Below are 14,528 nucleotides of genomic sequence, written 5' to 3'. Positions count from 1 at the left end.
GTCTTGTCTGACTGCTGCGGCGGCTTTCCCGCAGCCGCCCTCTTCATGGCGCAGGTCATCGAGGGGTGGACGGACGAATCGCGTCTGACCCACGAAATCCTGGCAACCAGTCGGTGGCCATCCAGTGCCGCAGGGGGTCGAGGGCTCCGCTTGGGGACCACCCCTCGGTGACTTCAATGCTGATGCGGTCCAGGAACCGGTCCGGCCTGTGTGAGTGGGCGATTTCGGCCCAGTGCGGTGAGCTGATCGCGGCGGTGAGGGCGACGATGGCGGGGTAGAGCGAGGCCGCCACGACGGCCTGGCTGTTGGAGTGCCCTGGCTGGTCAGCCGCCAACTCGTCGTAGATTTCCGTGGTGGCAGTGAAGTGTTGGAACTGGTCGTACCAGCGCCAGTTGATGACACTGGCGATGTGAAAGGCCTTGCGCACTCCGGAGCGTCCGTGCCGGGTGATGAGATTCTTGTGATGGTGCCAGGCCGCGGTGATCTCCGGGCCGGCGTGGATGGAGAACTGATCAGAAAAACCAGTGACACCATCGCCGATCCAGAGACCATGGCGCGGGCAGATGACGTGTTCGTGGGTGCTGTAGACGTCGACGTACCGGCCGGCGCCGCGGGCAAGCGCGCAGCGGTGGCACGCGGCGGTGTGGGTTGTGCGGATGGGGCGACCGGTCAGCTTCCGTCGCAGTGAAGGGGCGGGGTCGTGCTGGCCAAGCTGGGGCATCGCGAGGATGAGAACGGCGGGGTCATAATCCGTCCAGGCGGCAAGACTGTCGATCCATGGCCGGCGGCTGCTCTTCAGGAGTGTTCTGAGCTGTCGGGGCTCGAGGGAGTTGGCGGTTTCGAGCCGGCGGATGAAGGAGGGAGTTGTCTCGTCTTTGTAGACCCGGATCGGGCGTGGCAGCGGCCGGGCCGCGATCATCTTGGCGCGGGGTGTCATCGTGCCGGTGGGGTGGTCGTGGCGGGTCGGGGTGCCAGGGATTCGGCGGCGTGGTCGATGCTGGTCTCGTTGAGCAGCCCGCGGTCTATCTTCTCGGTGCCGGTCAGGATGGCCATGATCGCGGCCTGGCGGATCAAGTGGGAGAGGCTGCTGATGCTGCCTCCGGTGCGGTAGTGCAGATGCTGGGCTTGGGCGGTGAGGGTACCGGGTTCGTGGTGGTGCAGGCGCAGGCCGTTTTCGAGGGTGGCGACCAGAGCCTGCCATTCCTCGGTGAACGGGAACGGGCCGGTGGTCTTGAGCACGGACCGTGCGGAGATCTGCCGTCCCCGGAGCCCGGTGAACAGACCGGAGTTTTCGACGTTGATGCCGGCGTGGACGAAGGTGGCGGGCATGTGTTCGGTGAAGTATTTGAGGTGATCGGACATGTCTTCGCCGGCGCTGGTGGCCAGGTTCAGGTTGTGGATCTCGTCGACGATGACGAGGTCTGTCTTGGCGTTGGTGAGGACTTGGCAGACGGCGTCGGCGATGTCGGTGACGTTTTGTCGGGGGCGTTGGGGCAGTCCGAGGAAGTTGGCGAATTCGCTGGCCAGTTTCCGCGGGGAGCCTTTCGGCGGGGTGGTGATGTAGACGACGGGGATGCGGTCTTGCTTGGGGTACTTGCGCCGGATGAGCAGTTCGTGGGTTTTGCCCAGTAGCTTGATGGCCGTGGTCTTACCCGATGCCCAGGGACCTGAGACCACCAGGCCGCGGCGGGCGCTGATCTCACGCTGGTTGAGCATCATCAACACCCGGCCCTGGTTCGTGATGGAGCGCACGGTTGAGGTTTCGACGATGACCAGTTCGGAGTGGTAGCTGATGCGTTGCTCGTCGTAGCGTTCTCGCTCGGAAGCAGTCATAGCCGCCAGTGCCGCAGTGTCGGGCGGGTCCATCTCGGGCGCGACTGAACTGACGAAGCTCCGCCAGCCCTGCAGGGTCGTGGTCGGTGCGCGGCTTGCGCTGGGAAGTTCTGCTGTTTCTACCACCATTCCTCGGCCTTTTCCTGGGGGTTGTAGATCTTCAGCGGAATGACCTTCGCCAACTGCGGGGTATCCGCTTCTTGGCCCGTGGATGGTCCGCTTACTGCGTCCGGGGTCGGGGGCGCTGCCTGCACTGGCTGATCGGTTCGCGGGCGCGGACGTCGGGCGCCCAGCGCGGCAGTGTTGCGGGCGGCGGCCCGCTGGTCTTTTCGGTTCTTCGTCCGTGGCTTGTGCGGTGGTGAGGCTTTGTCGAGGATGTTGTTCACGGCGATCCTGATCTCATCCTCCGAGGGGCTGGTGATGCCGCGTTGTGCGACGATCTGGCGTCCGTAGTCCCAGATGTCGTCCCCGAAGGGCTGGGGCGAGGCATGCAGCTGGCGCCAGTAGGCGGTGATCCAGCCGCCGTCGTGGTGGTTGCGGATCCAGACGCAACCGGCATCGTAAGGGTCGTACCTGACCTCCCACAGGTCCTTGAGTGCTTTCATCCCGGATTTCTGGCCGCGGTAGGGATTCAAATCGGCGGTGTCGTAGACCCGGTGGCGGATCTTGACCCCGTAGCTGTTGATAACCCGCGTTTCAGCGGGCAACAGTTCTAGGTAGTCCTCCGCGCCGAGCGGGACCGGGACGTATCCGCTGACCGCGAGAAGGGCCGCGTATTTCTCGTTCGGCGTCAGCACCCGGGAGGGGGTGAAGGGGTCCCGCAACCCGTCGTGGGGACGGTTTTGCCAGCCGGTGACGATCCATTCATCGAGCAGGTCCTGGATCTCCAGCAAGGAGAACACCGCCTGGTGCTCGGCGTTCTTACCGCGTCGCTCAACCGACGAACCGAGATAGCCGGTCACGTATTGGGCGAAGAGTGTGCCAATGGACTGCAGGGTCCGTTCGATGACGGGCTTGTCCGTGGGGGTGTCGGGGTGGGCTGGCTGCAGGCTGATGCCCAGGCTGCGGCAGGCGCTCTTGAAGGTGTTGGACAGATAGGCCTTGCCGTGGTCGCAGACAATAGTCTCCGGAACGATGACCGGTTTCGCAGCCGCACCGGCCAGACGTTCGTCGATGGACTTCATCGACCGGTAGGGCAGGGCCGACGCCCCCATTGATGCCGCATCGGCCCACCCGGGCCTCATCATCTCGGGAGTCAGGCAGCGAGCGAGCAGCAGGGCAGCATCCACGGCCTTCGTCGTGGGTCGGACAACCGCCGCCGGGATGCTGCGCGTCGCGATGTCAACCATCGCGGTCAGCTCGACCCGGCCGATGACGCCGTCGTCGAGTTCGACGGCGATGTCCAGGGGAGTGGAGTCGATCTGCATCAGTTCCCCGGGCCGGACCGGGTAGACGGCGGCGAAAGGTCCCTCCGGTTGTTGGGCGAGGGTGCGACGGGTGCGGGCGGAGCCGGTGGCATGCCGGCCCTCGGCGAGCCGGCCCACCAAGCGGTGAAACGTGGCGCGGGACGGCAATGAAACAGTCCCGGAACCATATTCGGTGTCCAGTTCCTTGCAAACCTGGCGCATCAGGCGGTCTGTGGTGCCGGTGGATTGGTGGGTGTTGTGCTCCAGTACCTTCACGAGGGCGTCAACGACGCGCCGGTCCGTCTGGCCTGCTACGGGGTCTCGCCGGATGAGACGCTGGTCGATGAGCCCCAGTAACCCCTGCCGCTCGTAGGCGCGGCGCAGGCGCTGAATTTTACTGAGGCTGAAGTGTTCTCCCAGCTCGTGGAGTTCCGCTATCTTGGCCAGGTCTCGCTGCCGGGGAGTAGCCAGCTGGGGGCTGTAGATTCGTTTGGCCACGTGGTTCGGATCTGCGTTGCAGGGGACGCCATCGAGGACTTCGGTGACGTGTCCTTCAAGCCACCGAGCCCTGTTTTGGACCTCCCTGGGCAGCGACTCGAACAGCTTTGATGGTCCCACGGTCCTCCGCCGCCGTGGTGGTGAGCCCATGATTTTGAAGCTCTTATCGGCGAACAGGGATCCCAATTTGATGGTGACCGGTGGCTCATCGCTGACGGCGAGCATGGCCACGTCGCCATCAAGGGCCGTGAACTGGTACCTGAGCCCGCGGAACTCAACGTCGTCGCCGAGCTTGAGCATGCCGTGACCTCCTGTCACCATGCCGCCTCCAACGACACCACAGCCTCCTTGCCAAGGCTGCAGTGGTGCAGGTCCGTGCTGAACATGCGGTTCCACAGCAGGTGGAACAGCGTCGGCAGGACAGTGACGGGGTCGCCGGCCGCGGCCATCAGGTCACGTATTGACGCCGGGCCGTTCGAGAGGATGTCCGTCAGCAACGTCGCGATGGCTTCGCGCCGACATCGTGGATGACGGTAGCCAGCGAGCCACCGCAGATTCGCCAGAAGGACCGGAGGCTGCGCTCCGAGTCGGAGGTAGCTCCAGCCGACGCGGTCGCACAGGTCCTTGGTTGCCTGGAAAACGTCCTGGTCGGCTGGTGTCACGAGGGCGTCCGGCCGGACGTCAAGCACGACGGCGGACCCGTCGCGACGGCGGATGAAGTAGTCCGGAACGTGGGAATGCTGGGGGAGTGATGAAGGCAAAGTGATGCTGAAAGGCTGGGATGAGACACCAATCACGTCAGGGTCAAAATCCAAGGACATCAGGCGATCACGTTCGCACCAAGATTCGAACCCGACATGGCGTTGGTTCGTCGCACACCACCACAAGCCGGCGAAGTTTTGTTGCCCCTTGAATGCTGCTGTTTGCCGGATCGGGAGGACGTTCTCAAATGCGACCATCCAGCAATCCGCTATGGACGCAGTTGCCGGAGCGCTACTGAATCGCGCCCTGAACGTCAGAGTGCCTGCAAGATCGTGCTGCCCGGCAAAAGTGTCGGACGCCGCCATCGAGCGTCCCATGGCACAAACCGTATTAGCTTCGGCCGGCAAACTGCGTCAACTAACGTGAGACACGCCGAATGAATGCCTCAACTAACTTGAGACAAGCCGTCAGGATGCGTCAACTAACCTGAGACAAATTTGGCTAATGCTCCAACTAAGTTGAGATTGCGTCACTTTAGGTGAGACAGGACAGCTCCGAGCGGCATAGGCGAAGGAGGGCCGATCTTGCATCAGATGCAATAATCACGACTCTACTTGACATAATGTAGATTATCGGCGTTCTGTGACGGAGTGCGGAACGGCGCGGAAGCGCGACAGTGACGCCCCGCAACCGGCATGATTCAGGCTTTCGGAGATGCGTACCCGGCGACCGCTGGCGTCGCTGGTGCGTCTGCAAGCTCTGTCTGCATTGCGCCGGACGAATTGGCGGCTGTCCGGCCCGTGTGGGTGATCAACACCAGGGCTGCGGCGATGAGAACGCTGTTTTTCGCCACGAACTCGCCGTCGGCCGTCAGCAGAAACGGATTGCCATCGCTGAACATCAATCCCGGGGCCATAGCGAACGTTGAGAACGTGCCCAGCAGATGCCCTCCCACCGCCAGCAATGCGAGGCGAAGGAATATCCCGCTAATGAGAAGGGCGCCCAGCCCCAGTTCCGCCATTCCGAGGAGAACAAGCACGAGATGGTTATCGTCGAACGGCAAAGTTTGTGCGATGAGTCCGGCCACCGGCGAACGACCGATGACCTTGAGCCAGCCAAACCATATGAACAGTATCCCGAGCAGCAGCCGTAGTACTGGCAGCGTGACCGGCCGCAGGGCATGAGCCATCGCATGGTCCAGCACCTTAGCCCTGTCAGCGACCGCATGAAAGCCTGCGATGTAGGCTCGATCAAGACGCAGTCGTGCAGGCCAAGACCATTTGATCCGGACCCGGCTCAGCCGCCGCGACGCGCGAAGGGTGCTCGTTTCGTGAATCATGGTGCCGTCTTCTTTCTTGATGCCGCCAGGCCATATTTGCCGGCGGTCCTCGCTGAATTGTGGCCCGCGCTGCTTGTGGAAACCTTGAGCTGGCCGGCCATAATTGGTGGGGTGGCGGCCGAATCGCGGGCATTCTGCGGCCATTCATCAGATGCCCCGGCGCGATCCATTGTCTTATGACGTCAATTCACTAAGAATGAACCAATGACGGTCTACCTGCGGTCACTCGAAACAGCTGTCCCTCCAACAGTCCTGGTCCAGTCTGAGGCACGTGACGTTTTTGCAGCCCAACCCGGGCTGACAAGGCTGGGCACCCGGCTGGTGAGCACGTGCTTCGATTCGGCCGCCATTGAGACGCGCTACACGGCAGTCCAGGAACTATCCATGGATTTCCGGACCGATGATCCCCAGTTTTTCAATCCGCTGACCGGCCTGCTGCTGAGCCCCAGCACAAAGGTACGCAACGACATTTTCGGCCGCGAAGCAACCAAGCTGTTCATCGAAGCAGCCCAGGCGGCCGTAACCACGTGCCCCGGAATCGATTCACTTGACATAACTCATCTCGTCACCGTTTCCTGCACCGGGTTTTTCAACCCGGGCCCCGATTACAAGATCGTCCGCGCCCTGGGTCTGAATCCCTCAGTCCAGCGATATCACCTCGGTTTTATGGGCTGTTACGCCGCATTCCCGGCGATGCGGGCCGCCAAATCCTTCTGCGAAGCGGATCCCGAAGCAGTTGTCCTGGTGGTGTGCGCAGAGCTGTGCTCCCTCCACGTCCGCACGTCGAACGATCCGGACACCATTATGGGCTCAGCACTGTTTGCGGATGGCGCGGCGGCCGCCATCATCACCGCCCGGGAAATTCCGGAGGGAACGGCGCTGCTTCAGCTGGACCACTTCGAAACCGTGCTGACGCCGGTCGGCGAGGAATCAATGGCCTGGAACATCGGCGACCATGGGTTTGAAATGGTCCTCGGAAATTACGTCCCGCACATCATTGACGAACACATTGTCGGAGCACTGGAACCGCTGCTGTCCCGTGACAGTTCTCTCCGGAATCGTCCATACCGGGACATCCGCCACTGGGCAATCCATCCCGGCGGCCGGAGCATTCTGGACAAGGTCCAGAGCCGGCTGGAACTGACTGACGAGCAGCTGTTGCCTGCCCGCGAAACGCTCCGGGACTTCGGCAACATGAGCAGCGCCACGGTGCTGTTTGTACTCAAGAGAATTCTGGCCCTGCCTGCGGAAGACGGCGATGAGCGGATCTGTTCGATGGCATTCGGTCCCGGCCTGACGGTGGAGACGGGCCTGTTCACGAAGATCCGGCAGCCCACGGAAGCGAGTCCCGCCCTTGCCCCGGAACAGGCAGAATCCTCGCTGGCCTGAACTGAACATGCGATTCCTGCGCGAACGGGCGGAAGACGCCGTTGAGATGATGGACAGTCCTGACTGTGATCCTGAACGCCTGGACCGCACCTACGCCCAGTTCTCCTTGGTCAACAGGGCCGTTTCAGGTTGGCGGCGTATTTACCGGCAAAAGCTGCGCCCCCGCCTTTCGAAGAATTCAGCCGCCACATTGCTGGATATCGGCTGCGGCGGCGGTGATGTTCCCGTCATGCTGGCCCGCTGGGCGGCGAAGGACGGGCTGCAACTCAGGATCACGGGCATTGATCCGGACGAGCGGGCCCACCGCTTCGCGATGGGCAGGGATGCCGTGGCCGGGCTGACTTTCCGGCAGGCGCTGAGCTCGGACCTCGTCCGGGAAAGCCGGATTTACGATTTTGTCATTTCCAATCACGTGCTCCATCATCTGAGCACCACCGAGCTTCAGGATTTTCTGTCCGACTCCACCGCTCTCTGTCTCCAGGCCGCGATGCACAACGACCTCCGCCGCAGCGTTGCCGCCTACGCGCTCTTCTCGGCTGGAGCACTGCCGCTGAGGGGCTCGTTCATCAGGGAAGACGGGCTCATGTCCATCCGGCGCAGCTACACAAGCGGGGAACTGGACGCCGCCATTCCCCCGCACTGGAAAGTTGAGCCCCACTCCCCTTTCCATCAGCTGGTGGTCCATGCCGCGGAGTCCGGCATTGTTTGACGTGGTGATCGTTGGCGGCGGACCTGTGGGCCTATACCTGGCAGCGCTCCTGCTCCAACAAGGACTGAGCGTTCGGATTCTGGAGCAGCGCCTCGAGCGGAATACGCATTCCCGGGCCATTGGGATCCACCCTCCCGCCCTCGCCGCGCTGGACCGCGCCGTGGCCGCTTCCACATTGGTGGCGGAGGGAATAGCCATTAGACGGGGCCTCGCGATTAGCGGCGGAAGACAGCTCGCAGAGATGTCCTTTGCCAGCGTGTCTGACCGCTTTCCCTTTGTGCTTTCAGTGCCACAGGCCCGCACGGAAGCAGTTCTGGAGCAACGCGTCAGAGACCTGGACGCCGATGCGCTGATGCGGGGTTCTCAGGTGACGGACATGCACGACGACGGCGGCAGGGTCACGTTTGACGTCACCCCCGGAGGTGTCCACCGGCAAATATCCGGGACGCTTGCTGTGGCGGCCGACGGCGCCCGGTCCACGCTGCTCGGACTTCTGGGGGTATCCACCACGGCAAAGACATATCAGGATCATTACCTGATGGGTGATTTCGCCGACTCCAGCGGGTACGGGCACGATGCCGCGCTCTTTCTGGAACCTGACGGGATTGTGGAGTCATTTCCGTTGCCCGGCGGAGTCCGGCGCTGGGTTGCCAGGCTGGGTCAGCCGCCAGGCCCTCCGGATGCTGCACGGCTGGCCGGGCTTGTCCGGGGCCGAACCGGAATTGAGGTGGAGCAGGGCACCAACACCATGCTGAGCAGCTTCGGCGTACGCTCCAACGTGGCACGACGCATGGTGGTAGGCCGGACGGCGGTTATCGGTGATGCCGCCCACGAAATCAGCCCAATCGGCGGCCAGGGCATGAACCTCGGCTGGCTCGACGCGGCGGAGCTGGCACCCCTGATTGTTGACGCCCTGAAGGGGATTCCGGTGCGGCAAAGGCTGCGCGGGTTCGAGCAGAAAAGGCGTCGCGCGGCGGGCAGGGCAGTGTGGCAGTCGGAACTGAATATGGTGCTGGGCCGCCCGCTGCCATGGGTGCTCCAGAGCATCAGGGGCAGTGCGATCGCAGGGGTTGCGTCAGTACCGTCGCTGAACAGGCTTGTGGCCAGACGGTTCACCATGCAGTGAATTTCAGAGCGCATCGACACATACTGCCGGTTCAAAGCACCTGGTCTTCGATGAAGTAGCAGTCATAGCTGTCCTGGCTGATGATCCTGCCGTCCCGAACCTCAAACACAGCTGTCGTCCTGGCGCGGATAATCTCTCCCGAGTTCCAGTACCTCAGGTCCATCTGCGATGTGGCGGACCAATCCACTTCCAGGACAACACGGCCGCCCTCACTCGTGCTTCGTCGAACATCAAAGCGCTGGTTGGCAACCACCTGGCGACTCTGATCGGCGCCCGCGAGCACCTGCTCCCGGGTCCGGGTGGATCCCTCAGGCGCCAGCACATGGGGTGCCTCGGTCAGCGTGAAGTCGTCCGACAGGTACGGACTGATTTCTTCGCGGCCGCCGCCAGCCTCCATGGTGCGGACAAAGCCGAGCACACATTCCAGGGGCGTTGAGGACTGGACAATCTGTTCAGCCATGGAAACGACACTAGCGGATGCCGCTTGCCTCCGGTGTGCAGCCGACGGGGCAGGGGCGTGACGCTGCTGAGGTCTCGGCCTGGACTCCAGTTATGGCGCACGGATTCCGGCAACAACGACGGCGGGCGTCTGCCGCCGTCGTTATTGTTGCCTTGATGGCGGGCGCGGGCGGTACAGCTGCCTGCAGTCCTTCGACAGATCAGACCGCACGTCTGAAGACGGAAGCCACTGATCCCAAACCGGCGGTCACAGCGATTAGAATGGACGCGCTGGGGGTGACGGACCCTTATGGCGTCCTGCCACGGAACAATATGGAACGTGTGTGGCGCAGGCCGCCGCTTGATCGCCGAGTTCCGGCTGCTCCCCCTTTGGCAGTGCTACCGGACGGAGGAAAGGCCTTGATGCAGCTCCCCGTCAGGCCGCTTCCGGATGCTGCGGCGGGCAAGGATGTTGTTCCCGGCAGCCTGACTATCAACAGCATTTGACGGCACAACGCTCCTGGCCGAAGTGCCTGACCGGCCGAGGCTCCGGAATGTGGTTGTGACCCGCGACGGCCAGGCGGTGGAAATGCGGGTACAGATCCGGCCCGCCCGTTGCGATCTCCACGCCGTGGCGGAGGACACGGGGACTCTCATTCCGCTCCGGATGACTGTAGGCGGCACACACGGGGTACTCAAGGTTGCGGCCGGCCCCGTCCTCAAGGGCGCCGTCCATGACTTTGCCGCAGCCGTGTGTGCTCCCCATTAGGCTTTTGGCATGAGACCAGCAGCGCCGCCCACCCCGTTCAGCCCCGCCCTTATCCGCGAGACCGTCCAGAATATCCTGGTAGCTGAGTCGCTGCCCCCGATCGTGCAGGCCGGCCATCCGGTGCTGCGGCAGTATGCCGCACCCTGCGACGGCCAGATCAGCGATGCAGAGCTCGGCCAGCTTGTCGAGGTCATGCGACGAGTCATGCACGAGGCGCCGGGCGTGGGACTGGCCGCACCGCAGCTTGGAATTCCGCTGCAGCTTGCCGTCCTCGAGGACCAGTTCGAGGTCGACGGCGAACTCGCAGCGGTGCGGAAACGCTCACCGCTGGAGTTCGTCGCCATCCTGAACCCCAGATACCGGGCGCTGGGGACCCGGACGGCTGCCTTCTACGAAGGATGTCTGTCGTTGACAGGCCTGCAGGCGGTTGTGGTGCGGCCGGACAGTGTGCGTCTGAAGTTCCTGAACCCCGACGGACACCCCGCGGAGCAGGACTTCCATGGCTGGCAGGCCCGGATTGTGCAGCATGAAACCGACCACCTGCACGGAAACCTCTACGTTGACCGTGCCGAACTGAGGTCACTCAGCAACAACGCCGAATACGGCGCCCGTTGGGCAACGCCGGGAATCGACAATGCCCGTCAGGAGCTCGGCTTTTTGGCGGACCTGGCGGACCTGCCGGAGAGCTAGCCCGCCGGGCCATTGCCTGGATTCGCCGTTGCCGGAAGGAAGCGTGCCCACCAGCTCAGGATCTGCTCGAATCTCTGCCGCCGGTGATGTGGCGTTCCGGAACGTGAAAGCTCGTGGTTCTCCCCCGGGAAAACCAGAAAGGCTGCCTCCACACCCTGCTGTTTGAGCGCCGTGAAATACCGCTGGCCCTGCTCCACTGGGCAACGGAGATCGTCCTCGCTGTGAATGATCAGAGAAGGCGTCCGCACACTCCCGATCGCCGCAATGGGGCTCTGGGCGGCAATCTGCTCGGTCGAGCCACCGGTGTATTCACCTCCGAAGAACCAGCCGATATCCGAGGACCCGGTAAAACTGACGGGGTCCAGAAATCCACGTTCCACAATCGCCGCCTTGAACCGGTGGTCCTGGCTGATGATCCAGGCAGTGAGGTAGCCACCGTACGAACCGCCCATAACCCCAAGTGCCCCGCCGTCGAGCCCGTTGAATTTCTCCAGCGCCCCGTCCAGGAACGCCAGAACATCCTGCATGTCCACGGTGCCCATCCTCTCCTTGATGGCCAGGCCGTGCTCCTGGCCATAGCCGGCCGAGCCGCGGGGATTGCACATCAGCACTGCGTACCCGGCTTCGGCATAGACCTGGGCCTCGTCGAACAGCGACGCCGTGTATTGAGCGAAAGGACCGCCGTGGATGTTGAGCAGGACCGGATGCGGTCCCTCGCCGGGCGGTTTCACCAGCCAGCCATGGACGGGGTAGCCGTCAGTGGAATCAAACGTCAGTTCCTGCGGTTCGATGATGCCCGCGCTGGTGCGCAACGCTGCAGAAAAGTCAGTCAGGAGCCGAAGCTGGCCGCTGGCCAGCGTTGCCACGTCACCGGCTGTAGCCGAGTCGCTGAAGGTGACCACCATCGAACCGCCGCCCCACGCCGCCCCTGTGACCTCCTTGTCGCCGTGGACCAGCAGCGCATGGTTGCCGGCCGCGCTGAATTCCAGGAGCTCCACGGTGCCCTGAGCGTTGTTCAGTGCCAGCGCGCCGTCCGCTCCGCGAAGTTCGATCCGCGGGCCTGGGCTGGCCACATCCATCACCTCGACGTCGCTGAGGGCCGTGGCATCGCCGCCGGCGGACGGCATGCAGTAGAAGGCGGTGTTCCTCGCGACGAAGTCCTGCCCCGATTCGCCCAGATCCTGGGCTGTGAAGAAGAGCCATTTGCCGTCGCGCGACTGGCGAACCGCGTCAACCGTCTGCCGCCCGGTGTTCGTGGGCTGCACCGGAACGGGTTCCCCTCCCCCGGCAGAAACGCGATAGATACCGGTGGCCAGGTCGCCATCGCTGCCCTCGTGCAAAGCCGCAATGAAGTACACCAAGCTTCCATCGGTGCTGAACGACTCGCCGCTGTGGTCAGCCGAAGCTGTTGTAAGTTGCCTCGCTTCGGGCACGTGTGTTCTGGCGGCCTCGGCACCATCCGGTGCCGTCGACTTGGCGGCCTTGAGCGCTCGGCCGGCCGGTGCCACCTTGGGTTCTTCACCCAGCTCCGGCACTTCAATAACAAAGAGCTGCAACGGTTTGTCGAGAGTGTAGCCGACGCCGTTCATCCTGTATTGGTATTCCGTGATCAGCCGGGCGTCCTCGCCGTCCGCCGAAACACCGTCGGTGCTCCCGTAGCGCCCTACCTCGGGCTCCCGGGAGCCGAACACAATGCGCCGGGAGTCCGGCGACCATGCGAAGGAGGACACGCCCATCCGCCTGTCAGTGATCACCTGCGGTTCACCGCCGCTGGCGTCCACCACATGTAGCTGCGGCTTTCCGCCGGCCGTGGTCCGCAAAAATGCGAGCACCAGGCCGTCCGGTGAAAAGGCCGGCGCCGTGTCCAGGAAGCCCCTCGTCACCCGGCGGGGCAGTTTTCCCGGATCCAGCGGGATATTCCACAGCTGGCCCACATAAGAGTCAGCGTCGAAGTCCGGGCGGACCACCGAAACCACCGCTCTCGTGCCATCAGGATGGACGGCAGGAACGGACACGGAATTGAGCAGCGGGAGATGTTCAGGCTTCACCCACGTGAGCCTAGCGCTTCGGACCGGGACTGTGAAACACCTCAAGGTTGGCCGCCGCCGGCGGACGCCGCGTGGGACCGCCGGCGGCGGCTCTAGGATTGTGTCCATGCTTCCCGACGCCGTCAACTTCCTGCTTTGCCCCATTTGCCGGGGGCGCCTCACGCCATCCGACGACGGCCCGGGATGTCCAGGCGCAGCGTTGCATTGCTCTGACGGCCACAGTTTCGACGCCGCCAAACAGGGCTACTTCAACCTATTGGTCGGTAAGGGAACAGTGTTTGAAGCAGATTCCGCCGAAATGGTCGCTGCCCGTTTCGACTTTCTTGAAGCAGGCCACTACCGGCCTCTCGCTGAAGCAGTCGCCGACGCCGCGGCCACTGCCCTGACCGGGCCACGTCCGTTAGTCCTGGACGCAGGCACCGGAACGGGCCACTACCTGCGTTGCCTTCTGAACGCGGTCCAGGCGGAAAATCGCACCGTTGCTGCCGCTGCCCTCGACATCTCAAAATTCGCGCTCCGGCGTGCAGCGCGGATGAATCCCGAGGCCGTGAATCTGGTCAGCGATGTGTGGCAGCCGCTTCCGGTGGCTGACGTCTCCGTTGACGTCATCACGGTGATTTTCGCGCCGCGCAACGTCGCTGAGTTCGCGCGGGTGCTCAAGCGGGGCGGCCTGCTTGTGGTGGTCACCCCCCGTCCGGGACACCTTGCGGAAATAGCAGAGGAGACGGGCATGCTTGGCATTGAACCCGCCAAGGACGAGCGGCTCGCCGAGTCCATGACCGGGCACTTTGACCTGCAGCAGGCCCAGGATTTGGACCTGCGGCTCTTATTGTCCGCATCGGATGTGGCGAAGCTGGCCTTCATGGGCCCGGCCGGGCATCACCTGGACCGCGCGTCGCTCACGGGCCGTCTGGCCGGGTTGGATGCCGAAACTCGAGTTTCGGCAAGGTTCCGGATCAACATCTTCGAGCGGTTATAGAGTCCCGGAAACGTAACGACTTGGCCACGTTCCGCACGTGTATTTAGGGAGCCCGCCCGGCCGTGCAGCTTCGGTCTAGGATGGAAGGACAGTTACTGAGGGTCTGCTCCCGCAGCCTCCGGAAACAAGGGGGAACGAATGTTTGAATGGCTTGGCCAGAACTGGTGGGCGTTGTGGCTCACGGTGTTTTTGGCGTTTGCAGTAGTCGAAATGCTGACCCTCGACCTCTTCTTCATCATGCTCGGCGGGGGTGCTCTGGCCGGGTTGCTGGCCGACTTTGCGGGCGCGGATTTCTGGCTGCAGATTGTGGTCTTCTGTGTGGTCTCACTCCTGATGATCGCATTCGTCCGGCCCGTGGCGCTCAAGCACCTGAAGAAGGGCCCCGCCGAACAGCGCACCAACGTTGACCGGCTCATCGGGGAATCCGCCCTTGTCATGGAAGCCGTCAGTTCAACGGGCGGGCTGGTAAAAATCGGTGGCGACGTCTGGACCGCCCGTTCGGATACCGGGGTCCTGACCACAGGCCAGCGCGTGGTGGTCTCAGCTATCGAAGGCGCAACGGCCGTGGTGGCACCGCAGCCTGAAACCGCCGTCCAATAACC

General features: G+C 63.3%; 14 protein-coding genes. 7 read left to right on the top strand and 7 right to left on the bottom strand.

Annotated elements, in window-relative coordinates:
- Positions 1 to 55: 55 nt before the first annotated feature.
- From V3C33_08390 to V3C33_08370, 5 genes are all read right to left on the bottom strand, one after another.
- The gene (locus tag V3C33_08390; GenBank protein XAS69254.1) at positions 56 to 937 is read right to left on the bottom strand and encodes a TniQ family protein; all 882 of its coding nucleotides are present in this window, start codon (positions 935 to 937) and stop codon (positions 56 to 58) included.
- The gene (locus V3C33_08385; protein ID XAS69253.1) at positions 934 to 1,962 is read right to left on the bottom strand and encodes an ATP-binding protein; all 1,029 of its coding nucleotides are present in this window, start codon (positions 1,960 to 1,962) and stop codon (positions 934 to 936) included. Before V3C33_08385 ends, V3C33_08390 begins: the two co-directional genes overlap by 4 nt.
- On the bottom strand, positions 1,953 to 4,058 hold the full coding sequence (locus V3C33_08380; GenBank protein ID XAS69252.1) for a Mu transposase C-terminal domain-containing protein: 2,106 nt from the start codon (positions 4,056 to 4,058) through the stop codon (positions 1,953 to 1,955). Before V3C33_08380 ends, V3C33_08385 begins: the two co-directional genes overlap by 10 nt.
- Entirely contained in the window at positions 4,052 to 4,696 is a 645-nt protein-coding gene (locus V3C33_08375; protein XAS69251.1) for a TnsA-like heteromeric transposase endonuclease subunit, read from the bottom strand. Before V3C33_08375 ends, V3C33_08380 begins: the two co-directional genes overlap by 7 nt.
- A gap of 443 nt (positions 4,697 to 5,139) precedes the next feature.
- Positions 5,140 to 5,922: a DoxX family protein gene (locus tag V3C33_08370; protein ID XAS69250.1), complete on the bottom strand. Its 783-nt coding sequence runs from the start codon at positions 5,920 to 5,922 to the stop codon at positions 5,140 to 5,142.
- Between the two features lie 60 nt (positions 5,923 to 5,982).
- Here V3C33_08370 and V3C33_08365 point away from each other — a divergent pair, with 60 nt between their 5' ends.
- From V3C33_08365 to V3C33_08355, 3 genes are read left to right on the top strand one after another with little or no spacing between them, the layout of a single operon-like run.
- Positions 5,983 to 7,167, top strand: a complete 1,185-nt coding sequence (locus V3C33_08365; protein ID XAS69249.1) for a type III polyketide synthase — start codon at positions 5,983 to 5,985, stop codon at positions 7,165 to 7,167.
- Between the two features lie 7 nt (positions 7,168 to 7,174).
- On the top strand, positions 7,175 to 7,876 hold the full coding sequence (locus V3C33_08360; protein ID XAS69248.1) for a class I SAM-dependent methyltransferase: 702 nt from the start codon (positions 7,175 to 7,177) through the stop codon (positions 7,874 to 7,876).
- A complete protein-coding gene (locus V3C33_08355; GenBank protein XAS69247.1) occupies positions 7,815 to 9,002 on the top strand; it encodes an NAD(P)/FAD-dependent oxidoreductase in 1,188 nt (395 codons plus the stop codon). The genes V3C33_08360 and V3C33_08355 overlap by 62 nt, the downstream gene beginning before the upstream one ends.
- 31 nt (positions 9,003 to 9,033) lie before the next feature.
- Here V3C33_08355 and V3C33_08350 read toward each other — a convergent pair whose 3' ends face one another.
- A complete protein-coding gene (locus V3C33_08350) occupies positions 9,034 to 9,462 on the bottom strand; it encodes a nuclear transport factor 2 family protein (GenBank protein ID XAS69246.1) in 429 nt (142 codons plus the stop codon).
- A gap of 534 nt (positions 9,463 to 9,996) precedes the next feature.
- On the opposite strand from V3C33_08350, the gene V3C33_08345 reads away from it, so the two are divergent.
- Positions 9,997 to 10,209: a hypothetical protein gene (locus tag V3C33_08345; protein XAS69245.1), complete on the top strand. Its 213-nt coding sequence runs from the start codon at positions 9,997 to 9,999 to the stop codon at positions 10,207 to 10,209.
- 9 nt (positions 10,210 to 10,218) lie between these two features.
- A complete protein-coding gene (locus V3C33_08340) occupies positions 10,219 to 10,899 on the top strand; it encodes a peptide deformylase (protein XAS69244.1) in 681 nt (226 codons plus the stop codon).
- Here V3C33_08340 and V3C33_08335 read toward each other — a convergent pair.
- Positions 10,896 to 12,947, bottom strand: a complete 2,052-nt coding sequence (locus V3C33_08335) for a S9 family peptidase (GenBank protein XAS69243.1) — start codon at positions 12,945 to 12,947, stop codon at positions 10,896 to 10,898. The two genes, V3C33_08340 and V3C33_08335, sit on opposite strands and share 4 nt — an antisense overlap.
- Before the next feature lie 106 nt (positions 12,948 to 13,053).
- Between V3C33_08335 and V3C33_08330 the strand changes: the two genes are divergently transcribed.
- Together V3C33_08330 and V3C33_08325 are read left to right on the top strand one after the other, a co-directional pair.
- Positions 13,054 to 13,926 (top strand): methyltransferase domain-containing protein, encoded by an 873-nt coding sequence (locus tag V3C33_08330; protein ID XAS69693.1) that lies wholly within the window; start codon positions 13,054 to 13,056, stop codon positions 13,924 to 13,926.
- A gap of 138 nt (positions 13,927 to 14,064) precedes the next feature.
- Entirely contained in the window at positions 14,065 to 14,526 is a 462-nt protein-coding gene (locus V3C33_08325) for an NfeD family protein (protein XAS69242.1), read from the top strand.
- The last annotated feature ends 2 nt before the right edge of the window (positions 14,527 to 14,528 follow it).

The sequence above is a fragment of the Micrococcaceae bacterium Sec5.7 genome (assembly GCA_039636785.1).
GTDB lineage: Bacteria > Actinomycetota > Actinomycetes > Actinomycetales > Micrococcaceae > Arthrobacter.
This window is presented reverse-complemented; position numbering and strand designations above follow the sequence as displayed.

Bases quoted from the DNA above. Each gene is read 5' to 3' on its own strand.
- V3C33_08385 (XAS69253.1), bottom strand. From the start codon at position 1,962: ATGGTGGTAGAAACAGCAGAACTTCCCAGCGCAAGCCGCGCACCGACC.
- V3C33_08340 (XAS69244.1), top strand. From the start codon at position 10,219: ATGAGACCAGCAGCGCCGCCCACCCCGTTCAGCCCCGCCCTTATCCGC.
- V3C33_08325 (XAS69242.1), top strand. From the start codon at position 14,065: ATGTTTGAATGGCTTGGCCAGAACTGGTGGGCGTTGTGGCTCACGGTG.
- V3C33_08375 (XAS69251.1), bottom strand. From the start codon at position 4,696: ATGGTCGCATTTGAGAACGTCCTCCCGATCCGGCAAACAGCAGCATTC.
- V3C33_08370 (XAS69250.1), bottom strand. From the start codon at position 5,922: ATGGCCGCAGAATGCCCGCGATTCGGCCGCCACCCCACCAATTATGGC.
- V3C33_08380 (XAS69252.1), bottom strand. From the start codon at position 4,058: ATGGTGACAGGAGGTCACGGCATGCTCAAGCTCGGCGACGACGTTGAG.
- V3C33_08350 (XAS69246.1), bottom strand. From the start codon at position 9,462: ATGGCTGAACAGATTGTCCAGTCCTCAACGCCCCTGGAATGTGTGCTC.
- V3C33_08390 (XAS69254.1), bottom strand. From the start codon at position 937: ATGACACCCCGCGCCAAGATGATCGCGGCCCGGCCGCTGCCACGCCCG.
- V3C33_08365 (XAS69249.1), top strand. From the start codon at position 5,983: ATGACGGTCTACCTGCGGTCACTCGAAACAGCTGTCCCTCCAACAGTC.
- V3C33_08330 (XAS69693.1), top strand. From the start codon at position 13,054: ATGCTTCCCGACGCCGTCAACTTCCTGCTTTGCCCCATTTGCCGGGGG.
- V3C33_08360 (XAS69248.1), top strand. From the start codon at position 7,175: ATGCGATTCCTGCGCGAACGGGCGGAAGACGCCGTTGAGATGATGGAC.